Here is a 24,455-nt window from a genome sequence, read left to right on the forward strand (position 1 = left end):
TTTTTATTGCGCGGGGGTGGCGAACAGGCCCAATAAATCATTCATTTTTTGTCTCGTGATGGCGTTATTTCCCTTGAACAGTCAAATGACCTTTCTATATTAAAATTCCCTTATATATGAGCTAGTTAAATTTAATCGATTTAGATTTATCTGAATAAGAATATGCTAATTAACGATTAATAAATCAGCAAAATAAATATATTTTTGTGATCTGAGTTCACTCTAGGTGAGAAAAATCACAAGCTGCACAATTTATGCAAATTCCCAATCTAGTATCTCGCATGTGAATCATTCGAACATAAAGTATTGGTTGGGTAACTGTATTTATGAGAGCTTTCTTTGAAGTGCATCTGCGGTTGGTGATTACCGTTTGGGTGATCTTGCTGTCCGTACTCAGTTTGCTGTACTTGATGAACTACATGAAGTTCGACAGCCTGATGTCGCACGTGGTGTCTTCAAAACTGGAAGTGATCTCCTCCTCACTCGCCAATTCGGTGGAACGGGTCGAACGCCTCGGCATTCCTTATCAATCCGCCAAAAACCTCAAACAACAAATCGACCAGGCCCGAATTCGCGAACCGAATGTGGTCGCGGTGGCCTTGATTGATCAGCACGGTCAACCCTTGGTGCAATCTTACGCTGACAATAGCCCGGTGCAGACCCTACCAGAAGATGTGGTTCGTCGCGCCCTCAAATCCAGTGAACCAAGGTGGACGCTGAGCGATGATTCCGAGCTCTACAGTGGCCTGCAAATTTACGACAGCTTTGGCACGTTCGCTGGCAGTATCGTCATCGTGTACGACAAATCTGCGCTGTTTGGCGTGTATGCGTTGGTGCGTTTGCATCTGCTAGAAGCCACCGTGGTGATTTTCCTGCTCGCGTCGTTGCTGGTGTTTTTCATCATTCGTCTTGGCTTTGGGGATGTCACCAACGTCATCAAGTTGATTCACGGCTATTCAACCGGCGATCAACAACGCCTCGACCACATCCCGCAAGGTCAGATGACCCAAAGTCTGGCCGAACAAATTAAGCAAAGCGAAAAGATGAAGTCACTGGTGTCGGAAGAGCTGGAAAAACTTCAGGACCTGACGGGTAGTCAGCCATCGACGCAAAACACTGAGGTGCGTTCATGAACAAAGCCAAAAGTATGGCCAGTTTTATTAACCGCCGTCTGATTCTGATTACGATTCTGAGCGCCTTTATTGCCTCGGGACTGAGCGCGGTTTACACGCTGGTGGAATTCAACTTTTCGGTGAAACCTGAGCTGCTGAAAAAAGCCAATGCCATTGCGCAGAGCGTGCATGATGATCTGACCACGGCGGTGGATGCGGGCGTGCCGTTTGATCAGATTCGCGGGATGGATGCCTACCTGAAAGATTCATTGGATAAGTACCCGGAGCTGACGTTTGTCGCCGTGACTCAGGGCGACACCGTGCTGTACAAAGCGGGCGAAGTGTCCAATTTGGATCTGGCCGATGACAAGACGTTTGAAAAATCATCGACTCAGTATCTCGGCGCGTCACTACTCGATCGTTTGAGCGTGGTGGTGAAAGAGCTGCCACTGCTGTTTGAATCGTCGTTTCTGGGCAACTCACCGCAAAGTGATGTGTTTCGCCTCGATATCGATACGTCGGGTCAAACCGCTGGCCGCGTGTATGTCGGCCTGAGTGCGACTTACGTGCAGTCGCAACTGACGGATATTTTCTTTGATATTGCCATTGTGCTGGTGGCCGTGCTGCTGGTCTGTTTCGAAGTCGTCATGGTGGTGGTGATGTTCTACATCTCCGGCCCGCTGGAAGAGTCCGAATCGATCCTCAAGCGCCAAGTGAAAGGCGACTTCTCCGTCAATGAGAATGTGGCGACTCACGGCACCATCGGCACATTTGCTGACCGCCTCAATCAGGATTCACGTGAACTGCAAAGCCGCTTCAGCCGCCTGTTTGGGTTGCTCAACAGCGAAAGTGCGCTAGAGCTGCAAAACCGTCTTAAATCGATTGCGGAACGTTTTCGCCTGCAAAGCCGACTGGGCATGCGCAAAGGCGACATTGTCGATGCGCGGATTCCGCTGTTTGTGTTCTCGTTTGCCGAAGAGCTGCAAAAATCATTCATGCCGCTGTTCGTGGAAGAATTCTATGAGCCTTCTTCTTGGATCTCCAAAGATGTGATGCTGGGCCTGCCGATTTCGGTCTTCATGCTGGTGATCGCTGCGTGTACGCCTTTCGCCGCGAAGTGGGTGGATCGTTGGGGCCAGAAACGCCTGTTCCTGTTGGGGTTGATCCCGGCGATTGGCGGCTACTTTGGCTGCGCCTTTGCGACCAACAGTATGGACATCGTGATGGCGCGCGGCGTGACCGCGTTCGGTTACGCGGTGATCACCATCAGTTGTCAGAGCTACATCGCTGCGGTGGTCACCTCAGAAAACCGCGCCAAAGGCATGTCTATCTTTGTCGGCGTGCTGATGACGGCCACCATGTGTGGCACGGCGCTGGGCGGCATCATTGCGGACCGCATTGGTTATCAACCGGTGTTCCTGATTTCTGCTGCGCTGGCCGCGTTTGCTGGTCTGCTGGCGTGGCGTATGTTCTCGGGCAGCGTCAACGATGGCAAAAAGCAGGGCGCAAAGAAAGGCAGCATCAAACTGTTGGCCAAAAACGCCCGCTTTGTGGCAGTGACCGTGTGCTGCGCGATTCCCGCCAAAATTGTCCTGACCGGTTTCCTTTACTTCACCGTGCCGCTGTATCTGGTGTCACTCGATGCCAGCCAGTCTGAGATTGGCCGCATCATGATGATTTACTCTTTGGTGATCATTCCGCTCAGCCCGATTGCGTCTGGCATTGCTGACCGTACCAAGAAGATGCGTGAACTGATCGTGCTCGGCACCATTTTGTCGGGTGGCATTCTGGTGTCGCTCTATGGCGAAGCGTCCATCATCAAAATGCTGATGGCGGTGACACTGATGGGGATTGCACACTCCATTTTGAAAGCCCCCCTCATCGCGTGTGCGCTGGAAGCGTCGGAAGACACACCGGAAGTTGGCCGCACGGAAGTGCTGGGCGTGCTGCGCACCGCGGAACGTATCGGCAGCGTGCTTGGCCCGGTGATCGTCGCTTCGCTGCTGGCGGTGTATGACTTCGGCGCTGCGATGGCGATTGTGGGGTGCGGCATTATTTTCTGCGGTGTGATGATGATTCTTTTCCTCAATATGCCTGCTCGCCGCCGTGGCATGGAGGCCGAACTATGAAATCCATTCTTTCGGGTCTGTTGCTGTTGGTTTCTGCACAAACGCTGGCGGCTGAAGAACACAAAACGGTACTGATGACGGTGTGGCGCGGATGCGAAGAGTCGTGTCAGGGCTTTCAGGATTACCTAAAAAATAATGGCTTGCCGGTGGATGTCATTGTGCGCGATGCGCAGCGCGACACCAGCAAACTGGCGGGCTTTCTGGATGAAGCCAAAGCCATGTCGCCGGATTTAGTGGTGACTTGGGGCACTAGCGTGAGCAAAGCCATGATCGGCACGCGTGCTGAACTCGGCGAACAAACCAAGCTGGGCGATATTCCAGTGATGTTCATGGTCGTCGCTGACCCGGTCGGCGCAGACATCAGTGCCGCCGCCGATAAAACGGGTCGCCCAACGGTAGCGGGCATTCGCAACCGCATCAGCGAAGACACTCAGATTCGCGCCATGCGTGAATATTTCCCGGTGACCAAAGTCGGCGTGGTCTATTCGACGGCGGAGCTGAACTCTGTACTGAACACGCAGGAGCTCAAGCAACTGTCAGAATCGATGGGCTTTGCGGTGTATACCGAGACTTATGCGCTCGATAAAGCGGGCAAGCCACTACCGAATCAGTTTGACGAGAAAATGCAGCACCTTGCCGAGCAGGGTGTCGACGTTGTGTACGTCGGATCCAGCTCGTACAACTTGGCGAACAGCGACCGTTTTACACAAGCCGCGATGAAATACGGTTTGCCCGTCGCGAGCGCTTATGACTCGATGGTGACCAATTCGTCGGCGCTGATTTCGGTGTCCAACAAGTATTACCGTGTGGGGCAGTTGGCCGCCAACCAAGCGAGCAAGATTTTGTTTGATGATGCCAAGCCCGGTGATTTACCGATTGCTGAACTGAGCAACTACGCCATCACCATCAATATGGATGTTGCCCGCAAGATGTCACTGTTTCCGCCCATTCAGCTACTGCGATTTGCCGATCTGGTCAATGTGCAGCAGGAGCAGGCGCAATGATGACTGACCGCAAAGACACGGCATTAAGAGGCGTCGCCGATGAATGAATTGATTGATGCGCAAGGCAGCTATCTGGTGGTTCAGGACGCCAACGGCAATGAGTTTGTGGCTTCAACCCTGAGTGTGACTGAGCAGATCAACCAGCACTATGAGTGGCAAGCCGACATCATCGTGTCGGATTCTTCGCCCGCGGATTGGATTGGCACTGAAGTCAGCTGCTCGGTCTACAACGTGATTGGCGATTCGCGTACCAGCCTGCGTCAGTACCAAGGCTATGTGGTGAAAGCGCAGGCTCAGTCGCAACGGATTGATTCCAGTTACTACGGCATCAAATTGACCGTTCAGCCATGGCTGTTCCTGCTCAAGCATTCACGCCAGTGCCGCGTATTTCAGGAGCAAACCGCGCAAGACATCGTGACGTCCATTTTCGATGAGCTGGGCTTTAGCGGTCAGTACACCGTCAACAGCATGCCATCGACCAGTCGTGAATATTGCGTGCAGTTCGGTGAGTCGGATTTTGAGTTTGTCACGCGCTTACTTGCTGAAGATGGCGTGCATTTTTACTTCGGCAAAGATGCCAATGCGGCAAAACTCTATCTGCAGGAAGCGCAGATGTCGTTTGAACAAAGCGACATGGCGACGCTGGATTACGCCGCTGCGCCATCGGGTGATTACGACGTGTTGGAGACGTGGCAGCGTGAGTATGCGTTTCACAGCGCCTCACTGGAAATTGCTGGTTACGACTACTCACAATCGAAAGTGGTGACGAGTGGCGCCAAGGCGTCGAGCTATGCTGTTTCTGGCAACACCAAACTCAAAGAGTACCGTTATCCGACGGCATCGATCACCAATGATTTCAGTAGCCTGACCTCAACCCTTGGCACGCTGCAGCGTGGTCAGCTCGATTCTGGCTATGACCGCGTTCACGCCAAGACACCATCGGCAGATTTGTGTGTCGGTCAGTATTTGAAACTGGCGGCGCATTCAGACAGTGCTGAAGAAGGCAACTATCTGGTGACCGAGCTGCATTACCAGTTTGAAAACCAAAAAGGCAACGCGTTCAGCGCTCAGGCTGAGTTGGTGTGCGTGCCAGAAGATCAGGTGTTCTATCCGCCCGCGAAAGCTCGGCCCGTATTACACGGCCTGCAATCTGCGGTTGTGGCGGGCAGTACCGAGAGTGAACCTGCCAGTGATACGTCGGGTCGCGTGCGGATCAAATTCCATTGGGATGACGAAACCGGCGACAAAACCAGTTGCTGGGTTCGCGTTGCCCAAGGCATGGCCGGTAGCGGCTACGGCATGCAATTTCTGCCACGCGCGGGTCAGGAAGTGCTGGTGAGTTTTATCAACGGCGACCCGGATCAGCCCGTGGTGGTGGCGAGCGTCTATAACTCGACCAACACACCGCCATACCCAACGGAAAACACCACTGAAAGTGGTGTGAAAACTAAGCTGGCGGGCGAGTCAAACGAGCTGCGTTTCGACGACAAGAAAGACAACGAGCTGCTGTATCTGCACGCCGCCAAGGATTTCACCAGTGAAGTCGTGAACGATCATAGCGAAACCGTCGGTGGAGAAATGACCTTGGCGGTCACCAAGAACCTGACGGAAACCATTGAGCAATCACACAGCTTGTCTGCCAAAGAGGGCATCACGCTGACGACGGAAAAATCGTATGCGCTGACGGTGACTGAGTCGATCACGCAAGACGGCAAAGACATCACCCTCACGGGCAGTGATTCACTGACCTTAAAAGTGGGTGACAGCAGCATTGTGATGAGCAGCGACAAGATTGAGATTTCCAGCAGCACCATCGCGTTAACCGCAGATTCTGCCATTTCTCTGTCGGGTGGCGACATCAGCCAATCGGGTGATTCGATCAGTCTCGATTCCGATGGGTCTTTGAGCGCGTCGTCGGGCAGTTCGATGTCTCTGAGTGCGGGCAGCAGCTTTACCGCGTCCGCCAGCAGTTCGGCCACCGTGTCTGGCCTCAACGCGACACTGAGCGCAGATGTCACCGCGACCGTGTCGGGCAGTGCGACGGCGGAACTGAGTTCTGATGGTCAGGCGTCTATCAGCGGCACATTGGTGATGGTGAACTAAACATGATGAAAAAGATTCCTTATCCGGCAGCGTCCAGTGTCGTGAAACGCACCAAGTTATCTGGCGATGCGATGGATTTAATTGAACTGCAGGATACGCCACAAGCAGCCATGACCGCGTTGGAAGAGGCGGGGCTTAACGTTGACCTGACGCATTTTCTGGCTCATGCCCTACCGATGCGAGAAGCGATCTGGTGGACGGCGTTGGCGTTAAAAGCGCGCCAAGAAGCGTGGCAGCCGAAAGAGCAAACACTGATTGATGACTGCATGCGCTGGGTGATGGAACCCAATGAAGCGCTGCGTCGCCGGATTGAAAGTGACATCAAGTCGCTGGCCAATGATCGCGCGCCGCGCTGGTTGGGGCAAGCGGTGTTCTGGAGCGGAACGGGCAGTATCGCACCATTGGGTAACCCGATGGTGATGCCGGCGGAGTTTTTGTATGCCAAAGCGGTCGCCGGGGCAATCAACACCGCTGCCGTGGTGCCCGAGTGGAAAGGCAATAAAACCTTTTACCACAATGTCTTTCGGATGGCCCGTGACTTAGCCGAGGGCGGGAACGGTTCAGCAAACGGAGAACCATTGTAATGGGCATGTGCGCAGCCAGATTAACCGATATGCATACCTGTCCGATGGCGACAGGGAGTGTGCCCCACGTCGGCGGGCCGATTCTCGGACCGGGCGCGGCAACCGTACTGATATGCAGCCTGCCTGCTGCGGTGGTGGGTGATTCAATTACCTGTGTCGGTACACCCGACACCATTGCGGCGGGCAGTACCACGGTGCTGATCAACAGTACCCCTGCGGCACGGCTGGGCGACAGCACCAGCCACGGCGGTGCCATTGTGGCCGGAGCGGCAACCGTATTGATCGGTTAATCCATCGGAACTCGGACGGCCTGAAAAGGCGACAAGAAAAATAGGAATCGTTATGCCAAGTACTTATACCTGGGGAGATCGTATCTCTCAGACGACATTCACCAGCACGTATGACAAGCGTGGTCAGATTGAAGAACTGGTCGAGCAAGCCAAACTGGCCAACAACAAGCTGCATTTGTTCATGCAAGGCTTGACCCAAAAGGTCAATAACGAGTCTGGCAAACGCATTACGTACTCGCGAGGCCCGCTGAAAACCCGTCAACGTATCGCCGAGAAATGTGGCATCACAAACTGGGATGACACGACGACAGACATCACCGGTGCCGGGGTGAAAACCCCGCTGGAAGTCAAAGACATCGCACGCGCCACGATTGTGTTCAGCACCATTGCGCAGATGTTGGCGTTTCGCGATTTCATCTACACCACGGATGAATTTACCGCGCTGAAAAAGCCTCAGTTTGATCGCTCTCCGGCGGTTAAGGATCTGTGGGCCAAGAACATTGAAGATGTGTACAAAGATGTGAAGTTCTTTCTGGCGATGGATATCGATTTCAAAGGCCGAACCATTCCACACATCGTTGAGCTGCAATTGAACGTGTCACAAATGTCACGCGGCAAAGCCTACGGTCATGCATTTTATAACCTGACGCGTTTGGCTTATATCGAAGGCGAGCAACGTTTTGTTTGGGACGACGACGACTGCATCATTCGAGTTGGCGGCGACATCAAAGGCAAAATCGGTGACAAATTACGCACGTCGATTACCCACTGTCGCAGCATGGCCGAAGGCGATCAAAATGTGCTGCTGGCTTGCGAAATTCTGTCCAAATTTTTGACCCTCAAGCTGCGTCTTCTCAGTACGCGCGAAACGCAAAAGCTCGATTCAAAGACCAATCGCATGAAAACCGTCACCGAGCACAATGTGTTTGCCAATGGTACGCAACCTCTGGTGATCCGTGGTGGTCAGGCCTTCGCGCTGTCGCTAAAAAATGGCCGGCCCGACATCAGTTTGCAGGGCGCGCAAGCCTGGGCTATCGCGTATCTGTCGAGCTTCATCTGGAGCAAGTTCACCAAGTTCCAAAACCTGCCCGGGGTGACGGGGTTGGCGTCCAATATTCACGCCAAGCGTTGATCCGCAGACGATAGAAAAGATTAGGAACCGATATGTTTGAACATCTGCTCAACCCGATATCTGACGACCACCCGAGTGGCGAATATCTCAAAGATAATCGCACCTTGTATCGTACCTATCGGAATGCATTCAACGTTGCACAATCCTCGTTTCGCCAACTGGTAGAAACACCGGATGCAATGCAGGACGCGGTGGTGGTCCACACCAACGCGGAGAACTGGGATGCCTTGGCCAAATTGTGTGAAAGCTGTCTGACTGAGCAGTCCAAAGATGTCGAAATCTACTCTTGGTTCACCATGGCGCAGCTCTTTTCTGCCTCGCCTCTCGAATCCTTGGCGCAGGCGCTCCATACGCTGGAGCAGATGATTGAGCATTTCTGGGACTCACTCCAGCCCACACTGCCGGAGAACAAACGCAAAGCAGACGGCGACGCCGAACAGCGCAAAGAAGTGGCGGAACACCGCGTGAAGCCGCTGCTGCAACTGGTTGGCGATTCCGCTGAAAGTGGCTTGCTATACATGCCGCTGCAAATGCTGCCTCTGGTCGGCGACATTGATTATGGCCGTTTCTTTGCGGCAGAAAAATCGGGTTCGTTGCCGCAGTTGAAAGCGGCCGCGCTGGCGGATTTTGCGCGTGAGAAAGCGGACGTGGAAGCGCGCATTCTGGCACTCGGTGCAAGTAAAGATGCGTTGCATTCGCTGGAAACCACCCTGCAGCAGAAATGTGCGGCGGCCGGTACCCAGTCGATTAATTTTCGCTTTGTGAAAGAGGCGGTCGAACGCCTGATCAATGCGATTCATTTTCTGGTGGGCGATCAATTTGCCCGTTGGCCTCTGGACGCGGCGATGGCTGACGCTGAAACGCCACAAGCCGCGCCGGAGCAAACCATAGCCGCTGTTGACTCTCAATCCACTGAATTTTCGCCAACTGAATTTGCTCATCAGCCAACGCAGGGTCAGTCACAAACAGTGCCCGTCATGGCGCAAACTGCGGCGCCGATGGCAGTGCCTGTGGCGTCTCAGGAGGCGCTGGCGTCACGTGAACAGGCATTTGCCGAACTGCAACGCATTGCGGACTACTTTCTCGCCACCGAACCCCACAGCCCGATCTATCTGTTGCTGAAACGCGCGATTCGTTGGGGGGGGATGTCTCTGCCTGAACTGTTGGAAGAGCTGGTGGGCGACAACAACGCGGTGCAGCAACGCATTGAACAATTGGCCGGTCTGGAAAGCGCGCAGCATCAGGCAAGCCGAGCGGCGGCGCCCGTTGCCACTACACCACAAATTACGATGCCGGAGATTGCGCCTTCGGTATCTCCGACTTCATCGACGACAAACGGCAGCGACAGCGGTCTGTCAGCGATTGAATGGTAGTGTTCACTCACTCTCAATGGGGTGGGGAACCGAATAACAATGAGTAATCCGACGAAGTCGTCGTTACTTAAACGGTATTTGTTACTTACTCGTAACGGTACTCAACCGTCATAACACCTATGACAAACGGAAAACGAAAGAGGAATAACTATGGCATCTATCTACATGCGAATTGACGGACTGGACAATATCAAAGGTGCAGCGACGATCGGCGACATTGGCGGCAAGAAAGGTTTCTTTGCGATTGACACCATGAACTGGGGTGCAAACCGTGGTGTGAGCGTGGATGTGGGTAACGCAAACAACGCAGACAAAGGCATGGTCTCTCTGGATGCAGTGTCGGTTACGCGTAACTCTGACGGCGCTTCACCACACCTGACGACGTTCCTGTTTGCACCCGGTGCAGAAGGTAAAACGGTTGAGATTCTGCTGACCAAACCATCTCGTGACGGCGCAGGTTCTGAGCCATACATGGTGCTGACTCTGGAGAAGGCACGTATCGCGAGCTACAACATCCACGGTTCAGACGGCAACCTGCCAGTGGAAGACTTTGCCATGACGTACACCACGCTGACTAAGGTTTACTACCAAGAAAGCGCAGGCGGCAAGATCGAGAAAGGCGATACGGTGAAGTTTGACTGTACGACAGGCAAATTAGAGTCAAAAGCAGCTTAATTTAGCAAGGAAGGAGACACAACGTGGCTTTAAATTCTCAGCATAAACGTGTCAGCAAAAACCGGGTCAGTATTACTTACGACGTTGAAACGAATGGTGCCGTTGAAACCAAAGAACTTCCGTTTGTCGTCGGTGTGATCGGGGATTTTTCGGCGCACAAAGAAGACAGGGAAGAGTTGGAAGATCGCACGTTCTACCAAATCGATAAAGACAACTTTGACGCCGTTCTGAACCGCATCGGTCCAGAACTCAAGCTAAAAGTGGACAATACGCTGGTTGAAGACGGCAGCCAATTTGAGGCTGCGTTGTCTTTCTCCTCAATGAAGGATTTTCAGCCTGATGCGCTGATCGAGCAAGTTGACCCACTGAAGAAACTGGCTGAAACACGCCAGCAACTGAAAACCTTGCTGTCCAAGGCTGACCGTTCACGTGATCTGGAAAAACTGCTCAAAGAAGTCTTGCAAAGCGCAGACCAGATCAACGCGCTGTCCAGCGAACTGGGCCTTGAGACGAAAGGAGAAGAGTCATGAGTACTGAGTTAGAGAATCAGGTAAGCCCTGAAGCGGGTACCGAGTCACTCAGCCTGCTGGATCGCGCGATTGCCGCGACCAACCAGACGCCGGCTGATCAAACCAAGGAACTGTTTTCCGTTCTGGCTGAACAAGCGCTGAGCGGCACCGTGACTTGGGATAAAAACCTAACCAAAACCATCGAAAATGCGATCGCGGAAATCGACAAGCAGATGTCTCGTCAGCTGTCTGCGATCATGCAGCAGGATGAGTTCCGTCGTCTGGAAGGTTCATGGCGTGGTCTGAACAAGCTCGTCACTGAAAGTGAAACGGGTCAGTCGCTCAAGATCAAGCTGGTGGACTTCACCAAAGATGAACTGATTGAGCAATTTGAAGACGCACCTGCGGTTGATCGCAGCCCGCTGTTTGATGCGCTGTATCAGAAAGAATTCGGCACGGCGGGTGGTGAACCATACGGCGCGCTGATTGGCGACTACACCTTCTCGCACAAAGATGAAGATGTGGCGCTGATGCGTTACATGGGCGAAACCGCAGCGGCAAGCCACGCACCATTTATCGCGGCGGCGAACCCAGAAATGTTTGAGTTTGACTCGTTTGAAACCTTCAACGAGGGGAAACCCGTTGCGTCTGGTTTTGACTCACCAGCCTACGCATCATGGAATGCCTTCCGTGAAAGCGATGATTCACGCTACGTGGTGCTGACGCTGCCTCAGACGCTGGCACGTCTGCCATACGGCGACAAAGGTCTGGGCACCAAATCGTTCGCATACGAAGAATTGGCAACCGACGCGGATGGCAATCCAAAGCCAAAAAACAATGCGCAACTGGTGTGGTCAAACGCAGCTTACGAACTGGGTCTGAAAATGACTCAGGCGCACACTCAGTTCGGCTGGTGTACCGCAATTCGCGGTCTGGACAACGGTGGTAAAGTCGAGAACCTGCCAAACCTGACTTACAAGTCAGAAGCGGGCGATTTGATGCAGCAGTGTCCGATTGAAGTCAACCTGACCGACGAGCGTGAAAAAGAGCTAAGCGATCTGGGCTTCCTGCCTCTGGTGCACTACAAGAACACCAACTACGGCGTGTTTATTGGCAGCCAAACTGCGCAGAAACCAAAAACGTATACCGACCCTGATGCAACGGGTAACGCGGCAATTTCTGCACGTCTGCCTTACATCATGGCCAGTAGCCGTATCGCACATTACCTGAAAGTGATGGGCCGCGACATGCTGGGTTCAAACCTGGAAGCGGCGGACGTGCAGAAAGACCTGCAAACCTGGATCGATCAGTACACCAACTCAGGTGCGGTGGGCAATGCAGAACGTTCTAAAACGCCGCTGTGTGAATCTCGCATTCAAGTGGTGGAGCAACCGGGTCGTCCGGGCGCTTATTCAGCAGTGGCGCATCTGCGTCCATGGCTACAACTGGAAGAGCTAACCACGTCTGTACGTATGGTTACTAAGATTCCAGGCTAAGGCCAGATTGACTGCTGAGATGAATGCTATGTTTGATGCTGATTTTCAACACGCGTTTTGCCAGCTCAACCCTGAGGCGGAAGATTTTCTGCCTCAGGCGTTGGCGCAACTGTTGAAACTCGACCCACAGATGTTGAGTAATCGTGAGGTGCTGTTGGCATCACTGCTGCGTTTGATTGCAGAGATTGACGACCGCATGTCGCGTCAGCTGTCAACCATCATTCATCATCCTGATTTTTCTCGTCTCGAAGCATCCTGGAAAGGGGTCGAGGCCTTAGTGTCTCTGCCGGTGAATTACCAGAAAGTGCAGATTAAAATCAGAAATATGTCCTGGGAGGATCTCTCCCAGGAACTTAACACCGCTGTCTCATTGCGACGCACGTCCCTCTATAACCTGATTGGTAACCGCGAGCTCAATACCTCCGGTGGTCAGCCGTTTGGTCTGGTGGTGGTGGATCATGCGTTGTCGATGAGTCTTGATGGTGACTACGATGACCTCTACACATTAGAGCTGTTGTCTCAACTGGGTGATCTTTGTCTTTGTCCGTTTATTCTCTCTCCGTCGGATGACTTTTTTGGCGAATCAGGCGCCGATTGGTTTTCAGACATTGAACGGGTAAAGAAAATATTACACGGTCCGGAATTTGTGGCCTGGCAGCGGGTGAGACGTTTGTCTTCCGCCCGTTTTATTGGTTTGGTGGTGCCGAAGATTCGCCTGCGCGAAGCGTATGGCCGCAGCGCCAGCAGCGCCATTCAATTTCGGGAATACAGCGCGAATCCGGCCGGTTTGTGGGGCAGCGCGGCGTATCTGTTTGCCTCGGTTGCGATTCGTGAATTCAATCGCATCAACTGGTTTGGCTTTATGAAGTCACGCTGGCAGGACAAATATTACGGCTCGCTCGGCAATGTGCCACCGGGCGGCGCAGGCGTCAGTGCCACACTCAGACCCACACCCGATATCCGTTTGATCACCGAGATGGGCACGTTTTACGCCGACGAAGGCTTCATTCCGCTCTGTCACAGCCTGACCACGGACAAATATTTCTTTCGCGGCAACAACTCCATCTGGAGTGAAGCGAAAGACGATACCGAATCGGTGATGGGTCAGATCCAAACCACGCTCATGATCTGTCGCATTGCGCATTATCTCAAAGTGCAGATCCGCAGCATGATCGGGAATTTCCAAACCGCAGAAGAGTGTGAAACCTACCTCAACCGTTGGTTGGATAAGTATTCCAGCAACCTGTTTAACGCCGATGAAGCGACGCTGGCCAAGTATCCACTCAGTAAAGGCCGGGTTGAGGTGCGTGAAATCGATGGTCAACATGGTCGCTATACCTGTGACGTGTTCGTTCAGCCTCAGTACCAGTTCGACAACGTGTGCGGCGAAGTGCTGCTGTCGACGGATCTCGGGCCGGAAAGCGAGCCAAGATTTGCCGGAGGTCTGGTATGAGTTTCTGGCGCACATTCCTCGATAAAAGTGGCAGCAGCAATCATGAGCTGCTTGATTCGGTACGCTACCAGCTGATGGCACTGCTCAATTCTGAAGCGCCGATGATGGCGCTGCCAAAAGGCTTTTCGGCCGTCGAAGCCTCCAACTTTTGCTTCGGTCTGGACTGCGCACACAGCATCAGCAGCCAGATCAACAAAGATCAGTTTGCCCGTTCGATGGAAAAGTGGGTCAGAACCTTTGAGCCGCGCCTGTCAGAAGTGAGCGTCTTTGTCGAAGAGAGCCAGCCGGGCAAAAACGTGATGCGTTTTTCGCTGATGGCCAAGGTGAAAACCGCCAACGGCGAGCACGTGTTCCTGTTTGATTCCAATATCAGTCTGTCCAGCCAGACCGCCCGTATGGAGGGACAAGAAGTTGTCTGATCAATTATTGAGTTATTTCGAGCGCGAGCTCACCTACATTCGTCGTGCGCTGGATGGGTTTGGCAAAGACTTTCCCGAGCACGCTTCGTCAATGCGTTTGAATCAGAGCAGTCAGGAAGACCCGAATATCAGTCGCTTGATTGATGCGGTGGCGCTGCTGACCGCGAAAACTGAAAAACGCATGGATGAGCAGTTCCCCGAGATCCTGCAGGATCTGTTTCACGTCCTGTATCCCGGCTATCTGCAAATTGTGCCGAGTTATGCGCCACTGTCGCTCAACCTAGAAGACAACGCAGTGACCGAAGCGGTGGTGTTGCCGCAAGGCTCGGAAGTGGCGGTGGAAGTGAACGAGGCCGAGTGCCGCTTTACGCTGGCGCAGGCCTTGGCGATTGAGCCGTATGTGATTGCGGCGTTGCGTGCCGAGTCGGCGCCGTTTAATTTTCCGACGCCAGCCGGACTGCGCCGCGCAGAAGCGGTGATTCAGGTTGAACTGGCGTGCAGCGATCCTTCCGTGTTGTTTTCGCAGTTATCGCTACAACATTTTGATTTCTATGTGCGCGGGTTTGAAAACAGCGCCCGTGGTCTGGTTGACATGCTGCTGCTCAATACCGAAGTGTTGTCGGTATTTGATGCGTCGGGTCAGCAGCGTGTCGTCGATGCGACGCGGTTGAAATCGCGCGTGGCCGATCCCGATTTTCTCTGGCTGCCGCAATATGGCAACCACTTGGGTGGCTTTGACCTGCTGCGCGACTACTTTGCTTACCCGGACAAAGCGGCCTACTTGCGGATTGCTGACCTTGGCAAAGAACTGATGAGTTTTGACGCCAATCGCGTCACGCTCAACTTCTTTGTGCGTCAACTGCCGGCGGAATATCTGCGCCTGTTCAGTCGTGACGTGTTGGCGCTCAACACCGCGCCGGCGATCAATCTCTACGCTCAGTATGGCGATCCGATTCGTTATGATTTCACGCGCCTGTCGATGCCGGTTGTCGCGGACACGCGTGCCAACAACGAACTGACTGTGGTCAGTGTGGACGAAGTCAACGAAGTGCTGCCGACGGGCGAAGTGCCGCTGAGTCCGAACTACGAAGGCGGATACTGGCTCGATGATGAGTCACCGCGCTGGCAGATTCATCAGTTCTGGGACGAGCGTGGCCGTCGTCAGATGGACATTTCCGTCAGCTATACCGAGCTGCAACCGGCTCAGGAGTCGGTGGTGCTGTCGTTGCGTCTGCACGTGTGTAACGGCCGTTTACCGTGCCTCATCCCGGCGAATGCGGTGATGGAATCGCTGGCTGCGATTGATCTACCGGGCGATCTCAAACTGCTGAAAACGCCGACCGCGCCGCAGTACCCGCCACTGGACAATCAACTGAGCTGGCGTTTTGTGGCCATGCTCAACGCGAACTTTTCCGGGCTGATTCAGAACGAAGATCCGACCCGAATGCTGCAGGACGTGCTGCGTTTGTGCAGTAACAGTGCGCAGTGCGCCGTCGCGGATGCGATTAAAAAAGTGGCCTACAACCACGTGGTTGCGCCGCTGACGATCAATGGCCGCAGCATTTTTGCGTCCGGCACTGAGGTGATGATTCTGATCGATGATGAACTGCTCGACAGCAACTTTGCCGTGGTCAGCGAAGTGCTGAATGCCTATTTCCGCCAATATTGCAGTTTTGACCGTTTCGTTCAGGTCAGTGTGGAGCGGTTTGGGAGCGATGAGGCCGGGATTCATTTTGACAAAACGCACGGGAGCCAGCTATGTCTCTGAGCGCGCGCCAGACGGTCAAACAGCATTTGCTGACTCACCCGCATGAATTTGATTTTGTGCAGGTGATTCGTCTGTTGCAGGCGATCAGCCAACAAGAACTGCTGTCGGTGCGTTTGCAATCGGATCCGATGCCGCATGGCGCGCCGACTGAAGTCACGCGTATCGAAAAAGAGCATGACGAAGTACGTGTTCAGCTTGGCTTGGAAGCATTGTCCGGTTGCAAAGGGGTCATTCCCGATTATCTGTATGCAGAAATGCTGCATAGTCTGCATCAGGATGATCGCGCGCTACAGCGCTTTCTGGATGTGTTTAACCAGCGTTATTACGAACTCAAAGCCTATGTGGAAAGCGCTGCGAACCTGATGCTGCGCGAGGAGCGCGAAGCGGCGTCTCGTTATGCGCTGTCACGCCTGACTCAGAAGCAGGCGTTGGCCTGTATGTTCTCGCTGCCCATGCAGCGCGGGCAGAAAGTCGATCAGAGTGTGCTGCGTTATGGTCTGGCTCTCGCGTCCCGCAACCGCAACCTGGCGCAACTCAAGCGTCTTCTGTGTGACTATTTCGACCTCGATATCACCCCCAAAGTGGTGCCTTCGGCGGTTTATCGCATTCGCAATCAGGACCAAACCCGTATCGGCGGTCACCGTGGTCAGAACCACCGTCTTGGCCGTGGCATGGTCATGGGCCGTCAGGGCAATCAGGCCTACCAGACGCTGGAAATCTGGATCACGCCGCGCAACCGCAATGAATTTATTGGCTTAGAACGCAATCGTCATTTTGCCCGTTCACTGAAATCTCTGGTGCAGTCTTACCTGCGTGAAAGTCTGGAAACGCGCCTGTACCTGTATGTGAAACGTGAATACATCAACGCCCCGGTGATATCGGCCGTGGCTGGAGGCGTTCGCCTAGGCGAAGCCAGCTGTCTTTCCCCGCAGCGTCGCGCTGCGGATTATCGGAAAATATTATTACAATCGGAGAACGTCTATGTCACAGGTAAAACTGGGCAACCTGGTCAGTAAACTGGCCCCGGAGCTGAAAGCATCACTGGAAGAAGCAGCCGGTGCTGCGATGACACAAACGGTGGCCGCCATTGAAATTGAACACTGGTTGGTGCAACTGCTGTTGTCCAAAGAAACGCATCTGATGGCGTTCATCAATCAACAGCACATCGATGCGAACCGCCTGATGGCCGAGCTGACTGCGCGTATTGAACGCCTGACGAAAGGCTCTGCCAGCCAACCTGCGATCAGCAGTGCATTGAGCTCGCTGCTGGAAGAGGCTTGGTTGCAGGCGTCGGTCAATTTCTCTCAGGGGCAGGTCAGCAGCCTGCATCTGCTGTTAGTCCTGACTCAAACCGACAGTTTTGGCGTGAAGAAACTGGCGCTGGAGAGTTTGAACAATGTGTCTCAGGAAGCGTTGTCTGCTCAGATTGCGCAGTTGCAAACCGTTCAGGCGGGTTCTTCTTCTGCGCCTGCTGCCAGTGGCTACAGTGGTCCGGTTGCCGGTGGCGCGCTGGATAAATACACCGTCAACCTGACGCAACAGGCGCGTGAGGGCAAAATTGATCCGATTTCGGGTCGTAACAGCGAAGTGCGTCTGGCGATTGACATCTTGTGTCGTAAACGTCAGAACAACCCGATTTTGGTCGGTGAACCGGGTGTGGGTAAAACTGCGGTGGTTGAAGGTCTGGCGCTGCGCGTCGTCAGTGGTGAAGTCCCGCCAGCGATTCAGGGCGTGGAAATTCATACGCTGGATCTGGGTCTGTTGCAGGCGGGTGCGAGCATTAAAGGCGAGTTTGAAAACCGCCTGAAAGATGTCATCAACGAAGTGAAAAACTCACCGACGCCCATCATTGTCTTTATCGATGAAGCACACACGCTGATTGGGGCGGGTGGAGCTGCGGGTCAGAACGATGCGGCGAACCTGCTGAAACCTGCGCTGGCTCGCGGCGAGTTCCGTTCCATGGCCGCGACAACTTGGGCGGAATACAAGAAGTACTTTGAAAAAGATCCCGCATTGACCCGTCGTTTTCAGGTGGTGAAAGTGGAAGAGCCAAGTGCCGACGATGCGCTGCAAATGCTGCGCGGCGTGGCACAGTCGCTGCGTCGTCACCACGGTGTGTTCATTCGTGAGGACGCGCTGGATGCGGCGGTACAACTCTCGATTCGTTATCTGCCTTCTCGTCAGTTACCCGACAAAGCCATCAGTCTGCTCGATACGGCCTGTGCGCGCATTGCGCTGACGCAGGGCGCAAAACCGGAGCAGATCGAATCGCTTGAGCAGCAACTGCGCTACCTCAACAGCGAACTTGAAGCGCTGGAGAATGAAGATACCGTGCTGGTGGGCAGCGCGGTTGATCGTCAGTCGATCAAAGACACCGTGGCGCGCAAGCAAGCAGAACTACTCACGCTGACGGAACGTTGGGAGCAGGAAAAAGCGCTGGTAGCAGACATCAAACAGCTGACCGGCGAGATTGAGACCCGCTTCCATGCTGGCGAAGCAGCGGACCCACAAACCCAACAAGTATTGCAAGGCAAGCTGGACGAGTTGGTTCAACTGCAAGATGAAGAGCCCATGGTGTTCCCCATGGTCGATGCACAGGTGATTGCGGAAGTGATCTCCGGCTGGACGGGCATTCCAAGCGGCAACATGGTCAAAGAAGAAGTGGCGTCACTGCTGTCGCTGGAAGACTCGCTCCACCGCCGCGTGATTGGCCAAAAAACCGCGATCAACGAGCTGGCGAAAAGTATCCGTATTTCACGAGCTGGCTTAACCGACAGCCGTAAACCTGTCGGCGTGTTTCTGATGTGTGGCCCGAGTGGTGTCGGTAAAACCGAAACGGCGATGGCGCTGGCAGATGAAGTCTTCGGCGGTGAAAACAACATGACCGTGATTAACATGACGGAGTTTAAAGAAGAGCACAAAATTTCCATGCTACTGGGTTCACCGGCCGGTTATGTCGGTTTTGGTGAAGGCGGCGTGCTGACTGAAGCGATTCGCCGCAACCCGTACACCGTGCTGCTGCTGGACGAGATGGAAAAAGCGCATCCGGGTGTGCATGACCTGTTCTACCAAATCTTTGATAAAGGCCATATTAAAGACAGCGAAGGCCGTACGGTCGATTTCAAAAATACCATCATTATCATGACCTCTAACGCGGCCGATCAGGCGATTTGCGATGTGTGTGATGACAACGAACAACGTCCGGAAAATGACGATCTGCTGGAGCAAATCCGTCCAGCGCTGCTGCGTCACTTTAAGCCTGCGTTCCTCGGCCGTACCACGATTGTCCCTTATTACCCGCTCAATCAGGACGAGCTGAGCCAGATCACCGCGATCAGCCTTAACCGCATTGCGAAAAAGCTGCACGAGCAGTACAAGGCCGAGTTTATCTGGGATCAGGCCTTCGTTGATTTTGTCGTTGGACGCAACACGGACCCAACCACGGGTGGTCGTGCGGTGGAGCAAATCATCAATCGTTCTCTGATGCCACGTTTGGCGGAAGAGTGCATTCAGCGCCTGAGTGAAGGGCTGCCTATTCAGAAAGTTTCGGTCAGTGCGGATCTCAATCAAGGCGGTGCCTTGCTGCTGGATATCGTATGACCGGGCCGGGCAAACTCGCATTACGCTCCCATTTGCGCAGCGCGTTGTACGCGCTGCTGATGGGTGGTTTCTGCGTTTCAGCCAGTGCCGCCGATCGACTGTTGCTGGCCACGCAAATCTGGACGCCGTACCAGACGGTGGACGAACAGGGGCGCATCGGTGGGTTGGCGGTGGACCGGGTGAAGTGTGCGCTGGGTGATATGGATCAGCCCTATGAGATTCGTGTGATGCGCTGGGATAAGGCGCAGCTCTTGGTGGAATCGAACCAGATGAACGGTTTCTTCTCTGGCTCGGTGAACTCACAGCGTGCGACGTACGCCGAAGCGTCGATTCCGGTCGTGTCGGAATATCTTGCCTGGTTTAGCGCGCCGAATATCACCGCAGACTTGGATGATGGCAGCAACAAATACACCCTGCGTTTTGGCGCCAAGTTCAACACCAACAAATGGCTGAGCTTGAAACGCAAAGGCTACAACGTGATTAAAAAACCGCGCGATGCGGATGCACTGTTGCAGATGCTGCTCGAAGGCGATCTCGATGTGGCTTATGAGTACGAACTGGTGTTTCAGGACGCGATGAAAAAAGCGGGCGTACCGCTCGACTATTTCCACACGGTTCGCGAGAAAAAACAGGATTTGATGGTGCATTTCTCCAAACAGTTTTTGAGCGATCACCCCGGGTTTTTGACGCGATTTAACACCTCGCTGCACGCATGTATAGAGACGAAATAGGCAGGATTATGACGATCAGTTTTCAGATAATCGACCTTCCTGAAGATGAACAAATCGGCAGCCGTCAGGTATCGCTGCCGGTCAGTGGCGGCACGTTAGGACGTTCGTTTGAGTGCACCATTCAGTTGCCGGATTTTCAGCGCACCCTGTCACGGGTCCACGCTGACATTCAACCGCATCCAAAAGGCGGCTACCAAATTATCGACCGCAGTACCAACGGCGTATTTGTCAACGATGTGCTGGTGGGCAAAGGCGAATCGCAGCGCCTCAGCGATGGCGACCGGATTGTGATTGGGGCTTACACCTTATTGGTCAGCGATATGGATGCGTTGTTGACGCGCGCGCCACAACAGAGCGACGACACCGAAACGGCCAGCCTGAAGGGCGCTGCCGATTCACCGTTTGCGGCCAGCACGGTCTTGGATGACAGTCAGGACACCGCATTTGGTTTTGCGCATCTGGACGAGATTCAGGATGCGGTGCAAGACGAGACGCCGTTTTCGACGGAGAACGTGCTGGGTGATGACCTGTATGGTTACGACCCGTTTGAAGACGATGAGCGTTGGGTGCTGGAACAGAGCCAAAGTGAAGACACCACCGAACAGATTGTGTTGATGCCCGAAGCGACTCAGTTCAATGACAACAATCATGCCCCCCAGCATAGTGTGACGGTCAGCGATCATCGTCAGATAGAGTCACTGGAAAACAGCATTGAACAGCTGAATTCGATGCTTAAACAGCAACAACTGAGCGTGGCGGGTGGCATTGACCGTGAACGTCTGATGACCTGCATCGAGTCGACACTGGAAAAATTCCTCGACAATTTCAACCCGAGCCATCTGGAAGAGGAGTTCAACGACTATCTTTCTGGCTGGGGGAACAAAGATAAAAAATATTGGGCGCTGTATAAGAAACAGTTCCAGCGCAAAACCGAGCGTCGGGAGTTTTCCCGTCAGTTCTCCTCCCTGTTATTTGAAGCCCTGAGAGAGAAACGATGAGCTGGTTGAATAGGATTCACCTGGCCGTAATCGGCTGCTGCGCGTTGGTGCTGAGTGCTTGTAGTTCAAGCAGTTCAACCACCACGTTTGCCCCCACACTCAAAGTGCCGCTGGTGGTTGAAGCGAGTAAAGACATCAATGTGTTTGATGATGAACAAGCGCGACCGGTGGTCGTGCGCGTGTATCAGCTGCAGGATGCCGGCAATTTCCAGAAAGCCGATTTCATCAGCCTGTACAACGCGGATCAGAGCGTGCTGGCCGATTCGCTGGTGGATTTGCAGACACTCGCGCCTGTCCTGCCGGGAGAGCTGCGCAACTTGACCTTGGATGTTCAGCAACAAAGCCGATTTATCGCCGTATTGGTCGAATTTGCCCATTACGAAACCGCGACCGCCAAAGCGTACCTGGCGCTGGTGAGCGAACCCGAAGAGTACCCAGTTTATATCCACATCACCAAGCAGAAGGTTGAGCTGACTCAACCGGTCAGCAAGTCGTGGTGGAACGTGTTTTAAGGAGTGTCATTTGAAACACCAGAGTAAAGTCGTATGGAGAGAGGGCATGTTTATTGCCCCGCAGCATTTTCAGCAGCAGGACCGTCATACGCATCAGTACATTCAGAAATATGTTGCCCTGTCTTCACAGGGCAGTGGTTTTGGTGTTTCGGCGCTGGAGCTTGATCATCATTACCTCAAAATCGGTAAGTTTGGCGTGGTACATTGCCAAGGGATTTTCCCGGAAGGGACGCTGTTTGATTGTGTCAAAGAGCTGCTGCTGGATATTCCGGAAGGTACCCTCAACCAACGTGTCTATCTGGCGTTGCCGTTGTCGGTGGAAGGCGAAAATGAGTACGGCAGCCGTGCAGACAAGCGTCGTTACGTGGTGTCGCAGGTCAATCTGTTTGATGCCAGTGATGTGGTGCAGAGCGCGATTGAAGCCGAGCTCGCCGAGCCGAATATCCGTCTGGTACTCGAAGGGGAAGACGTGACGGGGCTGGCCTTGCTGCCAGTGGCGAAAGTGTTGGAACGGCAGGAAAATGGGGAGGTCATTCTTGATCGCAGCTTTATTCCGGCGTGTCTCCACTACGGCGCTTCGCAACTGCTCAAAGAGCGTTTGAAAGAGATTTTCATCCTGACGCAAGCCCGCGCCAACAGCGTCGTGCAACGCATTGGTGCGGGGCAGCAAACCAAAAGTGACCTGAGCCTGATGCGCGAATTTCTGTGGTTACAGACGTTAAACCGCTGGCTGCCATGGCTGCATCTGACGCTTGAACAGCCACAGACCAGCGTGGACGCGTTGTACGAAGGGCTAGTGAGCTTTTCCGCTGAACTCGACAGCTTTAAACCAGCGATGACGGCCATGCCGGAGCCGCTGGTACGTGATGACCTCAAGCAGGGTTTTGCGGGCGTGTTCGCCCAACTGCGCGAGAAACTGTCGATGGTCCAGAGCGACAACGTGACGGAATTCAGCTGGGATACCAACCTGTTCGAGCGTCGCCGCTTGTTGCGTTTGTCGATTCCGAACCTCAATCAGATTGAAGGCCGCCGTTTTGTGATGGCGGTGCATGCGTCGATTGGGACCGCTGCGCTGCTGCAAGTGTTCCCGAGCGCGTGCACGCTGAGTGGTTTGAGCCAGATTGCCGACTTGGTGCGCAACAGTCAGTCCGGTGTGCCGATTCAGGTGCTGCCGGTTGCCCCGAATGAACTGAAAGCGCAGGCGGATGTGGCGTATTTCGAAATCGATACCGCCCATGAGTACTGGCAACAACTGAAAACCAAACGAGAGCCGATCGCGCTGCACGTCGACAGCCGTGTGCCGGATCTCTCCATTAAGCTCTACGCCCTGGGTTGAAGCAATGAATCAATTGTTCGATGAAGATACCGTCACGATCGCCGCCAATGAGCCGACGCCTGCATCCAGTCAGCCGGAAAAATCCGTTCGTCTGAGCCACGCCAATATGCTCAAAAACCATGCGCGTTACAGCATGGCTCAGCAGCAGGGGCAACTGTTTGACAACAGCATTCTGCGCGTCAGTTCGGACTTGCTGTCGCTGATTATCTCGGTCAAACGCATGCAATGCCCGACCGATCTTTACACGTTCCGCGCTGGCATCAAGCACGCGATCACCGAGCTTAAATATCGCATTGCCGCGTTGGACTATCCGCCTTCGGTGGCGGACAAAACCTGTTTTCTGTTTGCCGTGATGATCGACGAACAGATCCTGCACTCATCGTGGGGCGATGAAGCGGGGTGGGAAAATCAAACGCTGGTCAGCGAACTGTTCAATATCAAGAACGGCGGTGAGCAGTTTTACATCATTGCCGAGCGTGCGCTGCTGCAACCGGTGTTGTTGGTCGACCTGCTGGAGCTGATCTACATCATGCTCAAGATGGGCTTTCGTGGTCGCTATCGCACCAAAGGCAAGGATCAACTGACCGCGCTGATGAAACGTTTGGAAGAGGCGGTGTTTGCCAAACCGGTGGCGTATTCGGCTGCTGAACGTCTGGCGCCCGTGGCCGCCGACGATGTGGCCGCTCGTCATGCCAAACGGCCGAAAAAACCGGTCGGCGTGTGGCGTTCGGTGGCGCTGTTTGTGGTGATGTCGGCTTTGGTGTGGGGCGGATTACGCTATTGGTATGACGTGACTTCGCCGCAAAAAGCACTGCCTTTCACCCAACTGACGCAGTTTACCCAAACGTATTACAGTAAGGGCAGCGTGCAGGACCAAGAGTACGTGTATGAAAGTACCTCGTCGGACATGGCATCGGAAGGGTGGCACCCCACGCCGCAAACCATCGCCGATCGCGAGCCGGCGACCCCTGCAGTGGCAAAACAACCCACAGGCAACCGTCAGTGGTTGGTGCAACTGGCGAGTTTTAACAATCCGAGTGATGCGGCCAAGTTCATTGCTCGCTACAAACCTCGCGTACCGAGTGCTCAGGTCAAAACGGTGAACGGACGTTACCGCGTGGTGAGCGAAAGCTATACGACCAAATCGGCTGCGATTGAAACGCTCTCTACCGCCAAAAGTGCCGGGATTTCCGATGCCTTTTTACTCATTGATACCAATTAGGTTGTAAAC

Annotated in this window: 21 protein-coding genes; all 21 read left to right on the forward strand. The window is 53.9% G+C overall.

Features of this window, described 5'->3' with window-relative positions:
* Positions 1-326: 326 nt before the first annotated feature.
* Positions 327-1,133 carry a hypothetical protein gene (locus ACF8PK_RS11835; RefSeq protein ID WP_154179533.1) on the forward strand — a complete coding sequence of 269 codons (807 nt, stop codon included), beginning with the start codon at positions 327-329 and terminating at the stop codon, positions 1,131-1,133.
* The gene (locus ACF8PK_RS11840; RefSeq protein WP_055465519.1) at positions 1,130-3,241 is read left to right on the forward strand and encodes an MFS transporter; all 2,112 of its coding nucleotides are present in this window, start codon (positions 1,130-1,132) and stop codon (positions 3,239-3,241) included. The genes ACF8PK_RS11835 and ACF8PK_RS11840 overlap by 4 nt, the downstream gene beginning before the upstream one ends.
* Positions 3,238-4,245, forward strand: coding sequence for an ABC transporter substrate-binding protein (locus tag ACF8PK_RS11845; protein WP_286212494.1), 1,008 nt, complete (start codon positions 3,238-3,240; stop codon positions 4,243-4,245). The genes ACF8PK_RS11840 and ACF8PK_RS11845 overlap by 4 nt, the downstream gene beginning before the upstream one ends.
* A gap of 39 nt (positions 4,246-4,284) precedes the next feature.
* The gene (locus ACF8PK_RS11850; protein WP_392441468.1) at positions 4,285-6,348 is read left to right on the forward strand and encodes a type VI secretion system Vgr family protein; all 2,064 of its coding nucleotides are present in this window, start codon (positions 4,285-4,287) and stop codon (positions 6,346-6,348) included.
* A 2-nt stretch (positions 6,349-6,350) separates the two neighbouring features.
* Positions 6,351-6,932 carry a DUF6931 family protein gene (locus ACF8PK_RS11855; protein WP_392441470.1) on the forward strand — a complete coding sequence of 194 codons (582 nt, stop codon included), beginning with the start codon at positions 6,351-6,353 and terminating at the stop codon, positions 6,930-6,932.
* Positions 6,932-7,222 (forward strand): PAAR domain-containing protein, encoded by a 291-nt coding sequence (locus ACF8PK_RS11860; protein WP_014257732.1) that lies wholly within the window; start codon positions 6,932-6,934, stop codon positions 7,220-7,222. The genes ACF8PK_RS11855 and ACF8PK_RS11860 overlap by 1 nt, the downstream gene beginning before the upstream one ends.
* 52 nt (positions 7,223-7,274) lie before the next feature.
* Positions 7,275-8,354: a hypothetical protein gene (locus ACF8PK_RS11865; protein ID WP_392441472.1), complete on the forward strand. Its 1,080-nt coding sequence runs from the start codon at positions 7,275-7,277 to the stop codon at positions 8,352-8,354.
* A gap of 32 nt (positions 8,355-8,386) precedes the next feature.
* A complete protein-coding gene (locus tag ACF8PK_RS11870) occupies positions 8,387-9,727 on the forward strand; it encodes an ImpA family type VI secretion system protein (RefSeq protein WP_392441474.1) in 1,341 nt (446 codons plus the stop codon).
* Between the two features lie 150 nt (positions 9,728-9,877).
* Positions 9,878-10,402: a type VI secretion system tube protein Hcp gene (locus ACF8PK_RS11875; protein WP_004727569.1), complete on the forward strand. Its 525-nt coding sequence runs from the start codon at positions 9,878-9,880 to the stop codon at positions 10,400-10,402.
* Between the two features lie 23 nt (positions 10,403-10,425).
* Positions 10,426-10,932, forward strand: coding sequence for a type VI secretion system contractile sheath small subunit (gene tssB / locus ACF8PK_RS11880; RefSeq protein WP_004727570.1), 507 nt, complete (start codon positions 10,426-10,428; stop codon positions 10,930-10,932).
* Positions 10,929-12,407 carry a type VI secretion system contractile sheath large subunit gene (gene tssC / locus ACF8PK_RS11885; protein ID WP_055465525.1) on the forward strand — a complete coding sequence of 493 codons (1,479 nt, stop codon included), beginning with the start codon at positions 10,929-10,931 and terminating at the stop codon, positions 12,405-12,407. Before tssB ends, tssC begins: the two co-directional genes overlap by 4 nt.
* A gap of 28 nt (positions 12,408-12,435) precedes the next feature.
* On the forward strand, positions 12,436-13,860 hold the full coding sequence (locus ACF8PK_RS11890; RefSeq protein ID WP_392441479.1) for a type VI secretion system contractile sheath domain-containing protein: 1,425 nt from the start codon (positions 12,436-12,438) through the stop codon (positions 13,858-13,860).
* Complete coding sequence (gene tssE, locus ACF8PK_RS11895) at positions 13,857-14,279, forward strand: type VI secretion system baseplate subunit TssE (protein ID WP_392441481.1); 423 nt, start codon at positions 13,857-13,859, stop codon at positions 14,277-14,279. The genes ACF8PK_RS11890 and tssE overlap by 4 nt, the downstream gene beginning before the upstream one ends.
* The gene (gene tssF, locus ACF8PK_RS11900; RefSeq protein ID WP_392441484.1) at positions 14,272-16,047 is read left to right on the forward strand and encodes a type VI secretion system baseplate subunit TssF; all 1,776 of its coding nucleotides are present in this window, start codon (positions 14,272-14,274) and stop codon (positions 16,045-16,047) included. Before tssE ends, tssF begins: the two co-directional genes overlap by 8 nt.
* Positions 16,038-17,063 carry a type VI secretion system baseplate subunit TssG gene (locus ACF8PK_RS11905; protein ID WP_392441487.1) on the forward strand — a complete coding sequence of 342 codons (1,026 nt, stop codon included), beginning with the start codon at positions 16,038-16,040 and terminating at the stop codon, positions 17,061-17,063. The genes tssF and ACF8PK_RS11905 overlap by 10 nt, the downstream gene beginning before the upstream one ends.
* Positions 17,029-19,647 carry a type VI secretion system ATPase TssH gene (gene tssH, locus ACF8PK_RS11910; protein ID WP_392441490.1) on the forward strand — a complete coding sequence of 873 codons (2,619 nt, stop codon included), beginning with the start codon at positions 17,029-17,031 and terminating at the stop codon, positions 19,645-19,647. Before ACF8PK_RS11905 ends, tssH begins: the two co-directional genes overlap by 35 nt.
* A complete protein-coding gene (locus ACF8PK_RS11915; protein WP_392441492.1) occupies positions 19,644-20,378 on the forward strand; it encodes a hypothetical protein in 735 nt (244 codons plus the stop codon). Before tssH ends, ACF8PK_RS11915 begins: the two co-directional genes overlap by 4 nt.
* A gap of 8 nt (positions 20,379-20,386) precedes the next feature.
* Positions 20,387-21,376 carry a type VI secretion system-associated FHA domain protein gene (locus ACF8PK_RS11920; protein WP_392441494.1) on the forward strand — a complete coding sequence of 330 codons (990 nt, stop codon included), beginning with the start codon at positions 20,387-20,389 and terminating at the stop codon, positions 21,374-21,376.
* Complete coding sequence (gene tssJ / locus ACF8PK_RS11925) at positions 21,373-21,888, forward strand: type VI secretion system lipoprotein TssJ (protein WP_392441497.1); 516 nt, start codon at positions 21,373-21,375, stop codon at positions 21,886-21,888. Before ACF8PK_RS11920 ends, tssJ begins: the two co-directional genes overlap by 4 nt.
* A 10-nt stretch (positions 21,889-21,898) precedes the next feature.
* A complete protein-coding gene (gene tssK, locus ACF8PK_RS11930; protein ID WP_041943237.1) occupies positions 21,899-23,224 on the forward strand; it encodes a type VI secretion system baseplate subunit TssK in 1,326 nt (441 codons plus the stop codon).
* 4 nt (positions 23,225-23,228) lie between these two features.
* A complete protein-coding gene (icmH, locus tag ACF8PK_RS11935) occupies positions 23,229-24,446 on the forward strand; it encodes a type IVB secretion system protein IcmH/DotU (RefSeq protein WP_392441500.1) in 1,218 nt (405 codons plus the stop codon).
* The last annotated feature ends 9 nt before the right edge of the window (positions 24,447-24,455 follow it).

This window comes from Vibrio sp. CJQ_6 (assembly GCF_043106745.1).
Taxonomy (GTDB): Bacteria; Pseudomonadota; Gammaproteobacteria; order Enterobacterales; family Vibrionaceae; genus Vibrio; species Vibrio furnissii.

Bases quoted from the DNA above. Each gene is read 5' to 3' on its own strand.
- ACF8PK_RS11835 (WP_154179533.1), top strand. From the start codon at position 327: ATGAGAGCTTTCTTTGAAGTGCATCTGCGGTTGGTGATTACCGTTTGG.
- ACF8PK_RS11840 (WP_055465519.1), top strand. From the start codon at position 1,130: ATGAACAAAGCCAAAAGTATGGCCAGTTTTATTAACCGCCGTCTGATT.
- ACF8PK_RS11845 (WP_286212494.1), top strand. From the start codon at position 3,238: ATGAAATCCATTCTTTCGGGTCTGTTGCTGTTGGTTTCTGCACAAACG.
- ACF8PK_RS11850 (WP_392441468.1), top strand. From the start codon at position 4,285: ATGAATGAATTGATTGATGCGCAAGGCAGCTATCTGGTGGTTCAGGAC.
- ACF8PK_RS11855 (WP_392441470.1), top strand. From the start codon at position 6,351: ATGATGAAAAAGATTCCTTATCCGGCAGCGTCCAGTGTCGTGAAACGC.
- ACF8PK_RS11860 (WP_014257732.1), top strand. From the start codon at position 6,932: ATGGGCATGTGCGCAGCCAGATTAACCGATATGCATACCTGTCCGATG.
- ACF8PK_RS11865 (WP_392441472.1), top strand. From the start codon at position 7,275: ATGCCAAGTACTTATACCTGGGGAGATCGTATCTCTCAGACGACATTC.
- ACF8PK_RS11870 (WP_392441474.1), top strand. From the start codon at position 8,387: ATGTTTGAACATCTGCTCAACCCGATATCTGACGACCACCCGAGTGGC.
- ACF8PK_RS11875 (WP_004727569.1), top strand. From the start codon at position 9,878: ATGGCATCTATCTACATGCGAATTGACGGACTGGACAATATCAAAGGT.
- tssC (WP_055465525.1), top strand. From the start codon at position 10,929: ATGAGTACTGAGTTAGAGAATCAGGTAAGCCCTGAAGCGGGTACCGAG.
- ACF8PK_RS11890 (WP_392441479.1), top strand. From the start codon at position 12,436: ATGTTTGATGCTGATTTTCAACACGCGTTTTGCCAGCTCAACCCTGAG.
- tssE (WP_392441481.1), top strand. From the start codon at position 13,857: ATGAGTTTCTGGCGCACATTCCTCGATAAAAGTGGCAGCAGCAATCAT.
- ACF8PK_RS11905 (WP_392441487.1), top strand. From the start codon at position 16,038: ATGTCTCTGAGCGCGCGCCAGACGGTCAAACAGCATTTGCTGACTCAC.
- tssH (WP_392441490.1), top strand. From the start codon at position 17,029: ATGTCACAGGTAAAACTGGGCAACCTGGTCAGTAAACTGGCCCCGGAG.
- ACF8PK_RS11915 (WP_392441492.1), top strand. From the start codon at position 19,644: ATGACCGGGCCGGGCAAACTCGCATTACGCTCCCATTTGCGCAGCGCG.
- ACF8PK_RS11920 (WP_392441494.1), top strand. From the start codon at position 20,387: ATGACGATCAGTTTTCAGATAATCGACCTTCCTGAAGATGAACAAATC.
- tssJ (WP_392441497.1), top strand. From the start codon at position 21,373: ATGAGCTGGTTGAATAGGATTCACCTGGCCGTAATCGGCTGCTGCGCG.
- icmH (WP_392441500.1), top strand. From the start codon at position 23,229: ATGAATCAATTGTTCGATGAAGATACCGTCACGATCGCCGCCAATGAG.